Consider the following 11,696-nt stretch of genomic DNA (forward strand, 5'->3'; position numbering starts at 1 on the left):
CAGCCTCAACGCGATGCACTACACTGATAACGCCCAACGACGCGCCGCAGCCATCGCATTCGATCGAGGAGGTAGACGCTCATGTCGCATCCCGTTGCCCTGCCCTCTTACCGCGACGGCGTGCGCGCCGAATGGGTCGATTACAACGGCCACATGCGCGACGCGTTCTACCTGCTGATCTTCAGTCTCGCGGTCGACGGGCTGATCGATCTGATCGGCCTGCCCGATGCGGTGCGCAAAGAGCGGCATCGTTCGATCTACACGCTCGAGGCGCATCTCAACTATCTGCATGAAATCAAACAAGGCACGCAGGTGCGTGTCGACATGCGCGTGCTCGGCTACGACGCGAAACGTATTCACGTGTACTTCGAAATGTTTGCGCTGGACACGACGCAAAGCCAACGCACCGGCCCCGTCGCCGCGGGCGAGCAGATGCTGCTGCACGTCGATACCAGCGGACCGCGCGGCGTTGCTTTCGATCCGGACGTCAAAGCGCGCGTACACGAACTCGCGCAAGCCCATGCGGCATTGCCGCCGGCGCGTTTCGCGGGACGTGTGATCGCTTTGCCATGCGCAGCGCAAACGGGAAACACTACTCAAACGGAGTGACCATGCTCGAGCCGGAAATCGCCGCCTTTATCGAACGAGCGAGCGCGCTCTATCCGTCGCATCACGCGGCGATGACGCCGCGCGAACAGCGCGAGCTGTATGACCGCTACGCCGCGACGTTGACGCCGCCACTGCCGAGTGAACTCACCACACAGGACGCAAGCTTTCGCACCGACGCGGGCCATGCGATCCCGCTACGGCTCTACCGGCATCCAGCGAAGGCAAGCGAACACGGCACGATCCGCGGCACGGTGCTGTATTTTCATGGCGGCGGCTTCGTGCTCGGCTCGCTGAACAGTCATCAGATGGTGACGGCGCGCCTCGCCGCCGACACCGGCCTCGACGTGATCGCGGTCGACTACCGGCTCGCGCCTGAGCATCGCGCGCCGGCCGCGCACGACGACTGCCTCGAGATCACGCGTGCCGCGTTGAACCACCGCCTGCCGTTCGACCTCCCAGAGCGCGCCGCATTGCAACTCGCGGGCGATAGCGCCGGCGGCACGCTCGCGGCAAGCGTCGCGCTACGCCTGCGTGACGAATGTGCGAGCGGGGTGCGCGGCATCGCGCTCGTCTATCCGATGCTCGGCACCGAGCCGCAATTGCCCGCGCGCGACACCGAGTCCGATGCGCCGATGCTGACGCTCGCGGACGTGCATAAGTTTCGCGACGCTTACTGGGGAAAAGGAGAGGAAGCCGACCCAACGCCCGGCCCCGCGTGGACGATCCCGCTCGCCGCAACCCGCTTCGACGGGCTGCCGCCGACGCTGGCCATCGGCGCCGAGCACGACCCCCTACGCGACGACGCGCGCGTGTTCGTCGAGCGGATTCGCGAAGCTGGTGGAGATGCCCGGCTGCTGGTCGGCACGGGGCTCGTGCATGGATGCTGGCGCGCGCTTGAAACAAGCCCCGGCGTGCAGGCCATGCACAGGGCTGTATGCGAATTTCTCCGCGAAAACGCACGCCATTAGCGCGACGATGTGCACCGCCACGCCCGGCGCGTTATCGCGGCTCAGCAATTGTGGTCGCCGCGCCACTGCGCGAACGTGACGAGATCGAGGCCGACCTCGGCCGGCTCTATGCGGGTCCAGCCGAAAAACGCGTCGTCCCAGCCAGGAATGCTTTGGGGCGTCAGCGACCGGAACTTCATGCCGCCACGATACGCGAGGTCCGGCCAGAACAGCGGCATCACCTCGCGCGTGGCGAGCTGGCGCAGCAGGTCGGACGGGCCACCCTCGTCGGCGACGATCTCGCCCTGCGAGATCCAGTCGTTCTCGGCCCACGCGACGAACACGCTCGGGTTGCCCGCGGCGTCGAACATCAGGATCACGTTCTGCTCGGGCCGCCAGTAATACTCGACGATGCCCTGAGCGGCCACCACTTCGTCGATCATCTTGCGCGTGCGCGGATCGCAGTAGGTCATGCCGTTTTCGCCGAGCGCGAGCCAGCCCGACTCCGCGCAATGGCGGCTTTTGGCGTCCTTCAGGAAATGCGTGAGGCGATTGGCCGAATCCGCGTCGGTCTTGCGCAGGTACAGGTCGACGATGCCGGCGTTGAAGGCCTTTACCGCGACGGTTTCATCGGCGACGCCGGTAAGCAACACCTTCGCGCAACGCAGGTGCGAGATCGACGACAAAAACTCGACGCCGCCGATGCCCGGCATGTCGTAGTCGACGACGACCGCCGCCACTTCCTCGAAGCGCGACGGCTGCGCGACGATGTCGCGCTCCGCCGAGGTCTCGACGAAGCGCTCGACGCCCGGTTCGCTCAGACACGCCGACGCTGCCGCGAATTCGAGCGAATTCTCGCGTGCGTGCTGGCGGATGTAGTTGAGGGCCGCTTGCGGACGCGTGAAAAACAGGTTCGTGTAGGTGCCCGGGAAGAAACGGCGGAGCGCGTCGAGGTAGCTGTCGTTGTCGTCGACGAAAACTACTGTGGACGGGTAAAAAACGGGAGGTCGAATAAAGTTGTTCATATCTTCACGTGTTTCTCACGCCGCCGCGAAGGTCCCCGACCGACTGGTCGGTCGATCTGACGTTTCGCCAAGCGACTGCCCAAGGAATGCCGGGCGATGCCTCGCCCGCGGGTCCGCATGATCAATGGGTTCTTGTCGCTACTACCGGTGACCGCCTGCCGTCGCTGTTCGCGCCGCTATCGACGCTGTTCGCGCGTCTCGGGTGGCGCAGCCTGGCGCGGGCCTGCCGGCATGTGCGCTGCGAGCCAGTCGCTGCAAATCGCTTTCACACGCCGGATAATCGAACCGTGGCTGCCGGTCGTCTGCAATGGTTCGTATAGTACAGGCTCCGCGCATTGGCGGCACAACTTAAATCGCATTCCTGCAGGCGCCGGCCGCGCAATTGCGGGGACTAATTGGTCGAAAAAGAAAATCGCGGCATGCGGAAAAAATGTCCGCTTCTGTCGTGCCGGCGAATGGCTTTAGCGGCAAGCGCGCGCCGTTCGTGCCAGGGCCGTTCGGACATCAATCATCGTGACGCGCCGCAATATGCCGACAAGAAGCGTCGATGTCGAAATGGTCGTTTATCATCAGTCAATCGCAGTTGCTTAATGGTTGTTGCTTCGATATGACGAATACCGGCAAGATGATGATAGTCGGGCTGCTCGTGGTCGATGCGGGCGTCGCCGGTTATCTGCTATACCCAAGGGACGATCAGGCGCCGGCCGTGACCGGCGCGGTGACCCGCAGCGTCACCGGCGCGGTGGAATCGGAACCGCAGACCGATGCGACGCGTGCCGCTGGCGCCAGCGTGAGGCCTGCGCAACCCGTGAGCCCGCTCGCGCCGCAATCGGCGCTGCCGCAGATGGAGTCGGCCACTCCGGCTCCGGGAGCCGCTCAGGCGCCTGCTGCGGCGCCCGCCCCCGCCCCGTCCTTGCCCGCCACAGCGGCCGCGCCCGTGCCGAGCGTCACGCCCCAGTCGAGCCAGACCGCGAGCGGCCGCATCGATAACGCAGCGTCGCCCGCGGCCAATCCGGCCGCAGGCACGCACGCCCCATCGAAGTCGCAGTCGTACGCACAGGAAAAAGCTCAACCGAGGCCGCAGTACGGGCCGCGCATCGACCAGACCCATGCCCGCCGGCGCGACGACACGCACCCGAACGGCGCCAACCCGGTCGCCGCGATGCTGACGGAACAACTGGTCAAGGAATCGGCGAAACCCGACCCGTCGCTGCCGATGCCGTCCGGCGTCACCGTGCCGTTGCAGTCTGCCAGTCCCCCGGGGGCTGGCGCGGGTAGCGGCCGCGGCACGAATCCGGTCGCGTCGGCGATGACCGATCGGCTCGTCCGCGAATCGTCGAAGGTGGGACCGACGCAGCCCGCCGCGGAGCCGCCCATCATCAAACCCTGAGCGACGCGGGGCTCACGGCCGCGACGCCACCTCGTCGAGGTGCGCGAGCAGATCGGCCGGATCGTCGTAGACGCGCAACGCCCCCGCGCGCTCCAGTTCCTCGGTGCCATAGCCACCCGACAGCAGGCCGACACCGAGCGAGCGGCAGCGGCGGGCCGCAAGCATGTCCCAGATGCTGTCGCCGACCACGACCGTGTGCTCGATCGACACGCCGAGCCGCTCGGCCGCGGCGAGGAATAGGTCGGGATCGGGCTTCGCGTATTTGACGTCGTCGCGCGTGACGACGACCGCCTTTGCCGGATCGACGCCGAGCGCAGCCAGATTCAGCGCGGCGGTTTCCATCCGCCCGCTCGTCGCGACGGCCCACGGCGTGCCGGCCTGGGTCAGCGCGTCGAGCAGTTCGCGCGCGCCCGGCAGCGGACAGACCTGGGCGCGCATCCGCTGATAGGCGGCCGCATGCGCGTGCCGCAGCCGTTCGGCGCGTTCGACGCTGATCTCGCCGTGTGTCTCACGCAGCAACTGGTCCGTGAACAGCCCACCGCTCATGCCGATCTTGCGATGGATACGCCAGACGGACAGCGGGATACCTTCGCTGTCGAGCGCCTCTTTCCACGCCAGCACGTGCTGATAGACGCTGTCGACGAGCGTGCCGTCGAGGTCGAAAAGAAAGGATGTCTGGATGCGCATGCCGGCCTCCCGTGATGATGGGTTCAATCACTATGCCATGTGTCGATGAAACGGCCAGGGCGGCTCGTCGCCCTTGACGACGCTCACGGGCTCTACACGATGTGCGCAAATTCCCACAGATGGGCGCGTATTTGTTCCGATTTCGCTTTACCACGGTCTCACGTTCGAGACGATGTACTCGTTTAGCAAAGGCCGGCAACTTCGCGAACCACAGCTCGTACGGCTTCGGCCTTTCGTACGCGCAGGGCCCGCCGGCCGATTCGGTGTTGTCGCACGCGACTCTCAACACGCTGCCGCCGACGTCGACGAATACGCGGGTCGCGGTCACGGTGGGCATGCGTCACGCGTTCTGATCTCGCGCGGCGCAGGCGTGGCGCGCCACGACAGTGCAATGCCCTCACGACTGCGCCGCCGCGATCACCCGCGACGCGAGCGCATGATGCTGGCCGCGTCGCGAGCGGATTGCGTGAATCTCCTCGATCACGCCGTCCGCGCGGCCGAGCCAGCGCAAGCCCCTCGATAACGTGAGATCTTCGGCGCCGAGCTCGGCGAGCGGAAACACGCCGAGCCCGCGCGCCGCGAACACCGCCATCAACGCGCTGTCCTCGAATTCGCCGACGACGCGCGGCCTGATTCCCTGAGACTCGAACCATCGGTCGAGCCGCGCGCGCAGCGCGCCGTGACGGGTCGGCAGCAGCACGGGCAGGTCAGCGAGACAGAGCGGAAAGCCGTCGCGCGCCGACTTGCGCACGACCTGCGCGGGCCCGTACCAGTCGACCGGCGAGCCCGCGACGCGCTGGCTCAGCACGCGCAGATCCGCGCCGTGCGGCGCCGGCTGACAGGCGAGCACCAGATCGAGCCGATGCAGCGCAAGCTCCGACAACAACTGCGCGGGCTCCCCCTCGTGACACAGCAGCCTGAGCGACGGCGTGGCCAGCACCGGCGCGAGCAACGCATGCGCGGCGAGCTTCGAAATCCCATCCGACAGCCCAACCGCAAGCCGCACCGAGTCCGCGCCGCTCGCTTCGCGCATCTCGTCGAGCAACGCCTCGCCCAGCTGGAAGATTTGCTCCGCGCGATCGAACGCCTGCTCGCCGGCCTCGGTCATCGCGACGCCGCGCCCGGCCGGCTTCAACAGCTGGCGCCCAAGTGCTTTCTCGAGCTCGCGCACCTGCGCGCTGATCGTTTGCACGGCCATGTCGAGCCGCCCGGCCGCGCGCGCAAAGCCGCCCTCCTTCACGACGATCCAGAAGTAGTACAGGTGACGATAGTTGAGCATGCTGATCCGATACTTCGAAAAATCCGAAACGTCGTTCAGGTTATCACTGGTTCATTCGAACCGCGAATAGGCCCATGATGGCGGTTCCGCCGCTCGCGGCGCACTCGATTCCGCCACCTCATGGACTCCCTGTTCGCACTCGTTGCCGATCCCGCCGCGTGGGCCGCGCTCGTCACGCTGATCGTGATGGAGATCGTGCTCGGCATCGATAACCTGATCTTCATTTCGATCCTCAGCAACCGCTTGCCGGAAGCGCAACGCCCGCGCGCGCAGCGCATCGGGCTGCTGCTCGCGCTGGTGATGCGGCTGCTTCTGCTCAGCACCATCGCGTGGATCACGAAGCTGACCGCGGTCGCGTTCACGCTGTTCGATCATGGCTTTTCGTGGCGCGATCTGATCCTCGTCGGCGGCGGCCTGTTCCTCGTGTGGAAGGCGACCACCGAAATCCGTCAGCACATGATCCCCGCTGACGAACTCGCCGCGAAAACCAGCTCGACCGTGCAGTTGACCTTGGCGGCCGCGATCGGCCAGATCATCCTGCTCGACCTCGTGTTTTCCGTCGACAGCATCATCACCGCGGTCGGCATGACCGAGCACCTGCCGATCATGTTCGTCGCGGTGATCGTGTCGATCATGGTGATGCTGTTCGCGGCGCAGCCGCTCGCGCGCTTCATCGATCGCAATCCGACCATCGTGATGCTGGCGCTGAGCTTCCTGCTCGTGATCGGCATGACACTGATCGCCGATGGTTTCGGCTCGCACGTTCCGAAGGCGTATATCTATGCGGCGATGGCGTTTTCCGCGTTCGTCGAGGCGATGAACATGCTCGCGCGGCGCGCGAAAACGAAACGTCTGGCAAGCAGCGAGGAGTGATGCCGTGATGAAATGCCCAGTCTGCAAAACGACCGGTCTGCTGATGACCGAGCGCCGCTCGATCGAAACGATTACTGTCCGGACTGTCGAGGCGTATGGCTCGATCGCGGCGAGCGTGCCTTGGAAAGCGAGCGGCAGCGTTACGAGGAGCGTCGCGACGAACATCGCGGGTATCAAAAGAAGCGCTCGATTTTCGATGTGTTCGACTTCGACTGAACGCTTCGGCGGCTTGGCGCACGCAAATTCCAACCGCCGTTAGCGCATCAGCGCGCCTTCTTGCGAGCGCCCTTGCCGGTCGTCGCGGCGCGCGGCGCTTCCTTCTCGAGCGGTGCGCCGCCGTTCATCTGCTCGAGCCACGACAGCGTATCGACATACGACAGAAATTGCTTCAGATATTCCGGCGACAGCTCGCGCATCAACGACAGCGCGCGATGTACGAGGCTGCTCGAATTGAGCGGCCCCGCGTTGCCTGGCACCTGCGCGAGCGACTGGCGCAACTGCTTTTCGGTGCGCAGTTTGGACCAGACTTCGCGGAAGTAGTCGACTGCGGGCAGATCGGGATAGGCGGCACCGTGCGGAGCATCGGCGCGCGCGTGGTGGCGGGCGAGGCGTTCGATCAGCGCCGCGAGCGTGGCGTCGTTGGCCGCGTTGGCGTCACCGGACGTGGCTTGCGACGCGCTCTCGTCCGCAGCGGCACGCTCGACCTCGGCCGTATAGTCGGCCAGCAGTCCTGCCAATCGTTGCTCGAGCACTCGTCGCGGCTCGCCGCTGTGCTGTGCCGCGCGCCGCGTAAGCGCGTCGAGCAGATGAAAGCGCACCGGATCGAGCCGAGCCGCGCCGCTCGCGCGCCATGCATCGAGCCTCGCGCGAGCCGCGTGGATCGCGTCGTCAAGCACCGGACTTCTCCGCTGCCGCCGCACTCGACGGCCGCGGCACCGGCGCGATTTCGACGCGGCGGTTTTTCGCGCGGCCGGGTTCGTCGGCATTCGAACTGACCGGCTGCTCCGAGCCGAACGCCGCCGCAAACACCGACGACGCCGACACGCCCTCGTCGATCAGCGTGCGCGTGACCGTCAACGCGCGCTGCGCCGACAGCTCCCAGTTATCGGCGAAGCGTCGATTGCCTTCGCGCAGGCGTTGATCGTCGGTGAAGCCGCTGACCATCAGAATCTGATCGCTCGCGCGCAGATACGCGGACAGCGGCCCGGCGAGACTCTTCAGCAGCGCGCGACCCTCAGGCTGCAGCTGGGCGGAGTTCAGCGCGAACAGCACGTTGCCGCTAATGCCGATGCGCCCATTGACGAGCGTCACGCGCCCCGCCGCGAGCGGTCCCGCGAGTGCCTGTTCGAGCGTCTTGCGGCGCTGCGTTTCAGCCTGGCGCTGCTTGACCTCCTGCTCGAGCTTGCTCGACAGTTCGAGCTGCACGCCGATCACGCTGACCAGAATCAGCACGAACGCGCCGACCAGCACCGACATCAGATCGCCGAACGCGGCCCAGATCGGCGCGGAGGTTTCCACGCCGCCGTCGATGTCCTCGCTCATACCGCGTCGGCTCCAGCGGTCGCGCGCTGCGCGGCCAGCAACTGCAGGTCTTCGACGATCTGCTTCTGCGACATCACGCTGAGGTCGACCACGTCACGCGCCTGCGCGACGTAGTAGGCGAGCTGTTCGTCGCTGCGCGCGAGCGATTTGTCGAGCGCTGCTTCGATGCGTTCGAGATGTGCGACGAGCTTGTCGTTCGCTTCGCCGAAGGTATGCACGGCCGCGCCGAATGCTTCGCCGAGGCTCGCGACTTCGACCGCGCTGCCGGTGACCTGCGCGGCGACCGTGCCGAGCTTGCCGGTCTCGTGCTCGAGGTGCTCGGTGAAGCGATTACCGACGCGTTCGAGCAGACCCGCCGACGTCGAGACCAAGGCATCGACGGCCGTGCGTTGCTCGGTCGACGCGTGGGTGACTGCGTCGAGCAGCGTCTCCAGCGTGGCGAGCAGACGACTGCGCTCTTCGAGCATCGCGGTGTCGCGGACCATGCTGTCGGAGAGCTTCTGGCGCAGCTCCGCGACGACTTCGGCAGCGGCCTTCGGCGCTTCGGACGCCGCTTGCACGAGGCGCCCGATTTCGGCGATCGTCGCGCTGGCATGCGTTTGCGTCTGCGCGGAGATATCGCGTGCGGTTTGCGCGAGTGCGTCGCAGATTTGCTGCTGACGGGTCGCGGTTTGCGAACCTGTTTGCTGCCATTGTTCGTCGAGCTTTGCGGTCATCGCGGCGAGCGCTTCGGTCCATGCCGCGAAGCGCTGTTCGTCGCGCGCGGCGAGTTCGGCTTGCAGGTTTGTCGCCGCCTTCGGTGCTTCAGCCGCGGCTTGAACCAGTCGATCGATTTCCGCGATCGTCGCGCTGGCATGCGTTTGCGTCTGCATGGAGATATCGCGTGCCGTTTGCGCAAGCGCGTCGCAGATCTGCTGCTGATGGCTGGCGGCTTGCGCACCCCTCTGCTGCCATTGTTCGCTGAGCTTCGCACCCATCGCGTCGAGCGCCTCGGCCCACGCGCCCAAACGCTGCTCGTCGCGCGCGCTCAGTTCGGTCTGCAAGTTCGCATGCGAGCTACCGACCGCGCTCAGCAACGCCGCGGCATGCTGCTCGAACGTCGCGGCGGCGCGCGCCAACGCCTGTTCGTTGTTGGCGGCGAGTTGGTCGCCCGCGCTTTGCTGCTGAGCCAACGCGTCGCCCCAGGCCTGCGACATGCCGCTCGCCGTCGCTTCGAGCCGCGCGGACACGCCGTCGAGCAGCGCGAGCGAGCGCTGTTCGAACGCTTCGGCAACGCGTTCGACCGAAGCGCGCTGTTGCGCGGCCAACTCGTCGCTCGCCTGCCGATGTCCGGCGAGCGCGCTGTGGCAAATCTCGGCGACGTTCGCGCTGGTCGCCGCGAAGCCGCTCGACATGCCGTCGAGCTGGCGCTGCACGGCCTGGGTCACCGCGTCGTGCAACGCGGCGGTTTCGCGCGAGAGGCCGGCCATCGTCGCTTCGACGACCGGCTGCAGGGCCTTGCCGGCGGCCTGCGCGCTGCCGGTCACGCTGTCCTTCAGCGACTGCTCGATCACACCGGCGAGCCGCAGATAGGCGGCTTCGGTGCGGCCGTAAAACGCGTCGAGGCTCGCGATCTGCCGCTCGTTCGACGCGGCGCTCTGCTGTTCGAGCGCGCTCATCATCGTCTGCAGACGTTCGACCAGCAGCGGCGTCGCTTCGGCCTGGCGTTGCAGCAGCCGGAAGCTTTCTTCGCGCTGATGGCTCTGCGAGTAGACGCGCAAAGTCGTCGCGATCTTCGCGTCGAGCTGTTGCGCCGCTTCGAGCCGCTCGCGGCGGGACAGCGCGGACAGCAGCCCGAGCATCGCGGACGTCGCGACACCCGCGATCGACGTGCCGAACGCGAAGCCCAGCCCCTTGACCGGCGCGGCCAGCGATGCGCGGATCGCCTGCAGGTCGCTCGCGCTCTCCAGCGCAAGGCCGGTGCCGCGCAGCGTCATCACCATGCCGAGCAGCGTGCCGAGCATGCCGAGCAGCACCAGCAGACCGACCAGATACGGCGTCAGCGCGGGTCCCGGCAACGCGACGCGCTCGCCTTCGACGCGCAGCCGCACGCTATTGCGCAGACTCGGATGGACAGGTTCGAGAAACGCGCCGAGGCTCGGCGGTGGTCCGGACGACGCGGCGAGCGCGCCTGTCAGCGTGGCGGTCGCCTGACCATAGCGGCGCAATTCGAGCGCGCCTAGCACGTAGAAGACGCCGATCAGCAGCGTGACGACGAACGCGAGCGGATTGGAAACGGCATAACCGACGGCGATCCAGCACGCCGCGGAGAGCCCCGCGAGAAATACAACGAGATCGATACGATATCTGGACATGGGGTCCCAGTTAGCAGGCGCGAAGAGCCGCGAGCAGCCCTTCGACCGGTTGAAAACGAACCTCCAGCTCGGCCAGCAAAACGCTCTGCATGTCCTTGCGGAAGACGTCGAGCCACGCCTCGGACGCGAGCGGCACGGCAGCGTTGCCGCCATCGGTCGACCTGGCGAGCCGCGTGGCTGCGGTGCTTGCTTTGACTTGAGCCAAGGCTGCTTCCGGCTGCATGGCTGCAGCGCCGGCTTCGACTTCGGCCGACTGCTGCCGCGTGGGATCGGCATCGGCGGCAACTTCGGCCGCTGCTTCCGCCTCCGCCAACCTCCGCTTCTCACCCTCGCGCAAGCGCTCGTAGTGCCCGCCGAGCAACCCGGGCACTGCGCCGAGCAAAGTCCGCTCGCGCTCGCCCAGCGCACGCTCCATCACCGCATCGACGACCGCGAGCCGCGCGAGCGACGGCGCCTGCGTCGCCAGCAGCGCGCGCAGCCGGCCACGCAACGTGCCGATCGCCGTTTCCATCGACTGCTGAAGCGCGAGATAGCGCTGTCGGAACACCGCGTAGTCGGCCTGCGTGTCGACCGCCACGCGCGGCGCCGACATCCGGGCGGACGACGGCGACGGGCCACGCTGCCGTGAGCCGGCGAGCACGCTATCGCTGGCGATTGCGCTCACCAGCGAGCGGCGCACGCGCGTGCACTCTTCCTCTTCCGCACGGCCGAACGCGCGCGCGCCACCAGCGACGGACGGCGGCTTGCCATCCAGCGCCGACGACAACGCGATCGCGTCGGTCCAGCCGAGCCACTGGCTCAGCCGATCCGCCAGCGATTGTCGCGATTCGGCGACGTCGGCCTCGGCGAGACGGGCCAGTAAGCGAACGAGCGCAGGCCCAGTGAGGGCGCTGCGCTGAGGGGCTTGCAACATACCACCGGACGCAAAAAAGTCAGCAGTTTACACGCAGACGCCAGCGAGTCCTAAGTCGCCCGCTCGATCGTGCGTCG

Annotated in this window: 11 protein-coding genes and 1 pseudogene; 5 read left to right on the plus strand and 7 right to left on the minus strand. The window is 66.7% G+C overall.

Annotated elements, in window-relative coordinates; translation table 11 throughout:
- Positions 1-81: 81 nt before the first annotated feature.
- Complete coding sequence (locus tag OKW39_RS32270) at positions 82-609, plus strand: thioesterase family protein (RefSeq protein ID WP_429564492.1); 528 nt, start codon at positions 82-84, stop codon at positions 607-609.
- A 2-nt stretch (positions 610-611) separates the two neighbouring features.
- Entirely contained in the window at positions 612-1,577 is a 966-nt protein-coding gene (locus OKW39_RS32275) for an alpha/beta hydrolase (RefSeq protein ID WP_429402772.1), read from the plus strand.
- A gap of 41 nt (positions 1,578-1,618) precedes the next feature.
- Here OKW39_RS32275 and OKW39_RS32280 read toward each other — a convergent pair whose 3' ends face one another.
- Positions 1,619-2,581, minus strand: coding sequence for a response regulator (locus OKW39_RS32280; protein ID WP_184064225.1), 963 nt, complete (start codon positions 2,579-2,581; stop codon positions 1,619-1,621).
- Positions 2,582-3,206: 625 nt separating this feature from the next.
- On the opposite strand from OKW39_RS32280, the gene OKW39_RS32285 reads away from it, so the two are divergent.
- Positions 3,207-3,971: a hypothetical protein gene (locus OKW39_RS32285; protein WP_429564493.1), complete on the plus strand. Its 765-nt coding sequence runs from the start codon at positions 3,207-3,209 to the stop codon at positions 3,969-3,971.
- A 12-nt stretch (positions 3,972-3,983) separates the two neighbouring features.
- On the opposite strand, the gene OKW39_RS32290 is transcribed toward OKW39_RS32285, so the two are convergent.
- Entirely contained in the window at positions 3,984-4,658 is a 675-nt protein-coding gene (locus OKW39_RS32290; RefSeq protein WP_018423463.1) for an HAD family hydrolase, read from the minus strand.
- A gap of 397 nt (positions 4,659-5,055) precedes the next feature.
- Positions 5,056-5,937, minus strand: a complete 882-nt coding sequence (locus OKW39_RS32295; protein ID WP_429564494.1) for a LysR family transcriptional regulator — start codon at positions 5,935-5,937, stop codon at positions 5,056-5,058.
- A 120-nt stretch (positions 5,938-6,057) separates the two neighbouring features.
- On the opposite strand from OKW39_RS32295, the gene OKW39_RS32300 reads away from it, so the two are divergent.
- Both OKW39_RS32300 and OKW39_RS32305 read left to right on the plus strand, forming a co-directional pair.
- Complete coding sequence (locus OKW39_RS32300; RefSeq protein WP_090807084.1) at positions 6,058-6,810, plus strand: TerC family protein; 753 nt, start codon at positions 6,058-6,060, stop codon at positions 6,808-6,810.
- Between the two features lie 7 nt (positions 6,811-6,817).
- Positions 6,818-7,026: pseudogene (locus OKW39_RS32305) on the plus strand (zf-TFIIB domain-containing protein).
- Between the two features lie 47 nt (positions 7,027-7,073).
- Here the strand turns inward: OKW39_RS32305 and OKW39_RS32310 are convergent.
- Genes OKW39_RS32310 through OKW39_RS32325 form a run of 4 tightly spaced genes read right to left on the minus strand, consistent with a single transcriptional unit; the run spans position 7,074 to position 11,619 of the window.
- Complete coding sequence (locus OKW39_RS32310; protein ID WP_429564495.1) at positions 7,074-7,706, minus strand: DUF2894 domain-containing protein; 633 nt, start codon at positions 7,704-7,706, stop codon at positions 7,074-7,076.
- Positions 7,699-8,352 (minus strand): OmpA family protein, encoded by a 654-nt coding sequence (locus OKW39_RS32315; protein WP_090807091.1) that lies wholly within the window; start codon positions 8,350-8,352, stop codon positions 7,699-7,701. Before OKW39_RS32315 ends, OKW39_RS32310 begins: the two co-directional genes overlap by 8 nt.
- Positions 8,349-10,706 carry a DUF802 domain-containing protein gene (locus OKW39_RS32320; protein ID WP_429564496.1) on the minus strand — a complete coding sequence of 786 codons (2,358 nt, stop codon included), beginning with the start codon at positions 10,704-10,706 and terminating at the stop codon, positions 8,349-8,351. The genes OKW39_RS32315 and OKW39_RS32320 overlap by 4 nt, the downstream gene beginning before the upstream one ends.
- 10 nt (positions 10,707-10,716) lie before the next feature.
- Complete coding sequence (locus OKW39_RS32325; protein ID WP_429564497.1) at positions 10,717-11,619, minus strand: DUF3348 domain-containing protein; 903 nt, start codon at positions 11,617-11,619, stop codon at positions 10,717-10,719.
- Positions 11,620-11,696: the final 77 nt, after the last annotated feature.

The organism is Paraburkholderia sp. MM6662-R1, assembly GCF_050436245.1.
Taxonomy (GTDB): domain Bacteria; phylum Pseudomonadota; class Gammaproteobacteria; order Burkholderiales; family Burkholderiaceae; genus Paraburkholderia; species Paraburkholderia tuberum.

Coding starts and splice junctions, on each gene's coding strand:
- OKW39_RS32270 (WP_429564492.1), top strand. CDS start 82: ATGTCGCATCCCGTTGCCCTGCCCTCTTACCGCGACGGCGTGCGCGCC.
- OKW39_RS32275 (WP_429402772.1), top strand. CDS start 612: ATGCTCGAGCCGGAAATCGCCGCCTTTATCGAACGAGCGAGCGCGCTC.
- OKW39_RS32280 (WP_184064225.1), bottom strand. CDS start 2,581: ATGAACAACTTTATTCGACCTCCCGTTTTTTACCCGTCCACAGTAGTT.
- OKW39_RS32285 (WP_429564493.1), top strand. CDS start 3,207: ATGATGATAGTCGGGCTGCTCGTGGTCGATGCGGGCGTCGCCGGTTAT.
- OKW39_RS32290 (WP_018423463.1), bottom strand. CDS start 4,658: ATGCGCATCCAGACATCCTTTCTTTTCGACCTCGACGGCACGCTCGTC.
- OKW39_RS32295 (WP_429564494.1), bottom strand. CDS start 5,937: ATGCTCAACTATCGTCACCTGTACTACTTCTGGATCGTCGTGAAGGAG.
- OKW39_RS32300 (WP_090807084.1), top strand. CDS start 6,058: ATGGACTCCCTGTTCGCACTCGTTGCCGATCCCGCCGCGTGGGCCGCG.
- OKW39_RS32315 (WP_090807091.1), bottom strand. CDS start 8,352: ATGAGCGAGGACATCGACGGCGGCGTGGAAACCTCCGCGCCGATCTGG.
- OKW39_RS32320 (WP_429564496.1), bottom strand. CDS start 10,706: ATGTCCAGATATCGTATCGATCTCGTTGTATTTCTCGCGGGGCTCTCC.
- OKW39_RS32325 (WP_429564497.1), bottom strand. CDS start 11,619: ATGTTGCAAGCCCCTCAGCGCAGCGCCCTCACTGGGCCTGCGCTCGTT.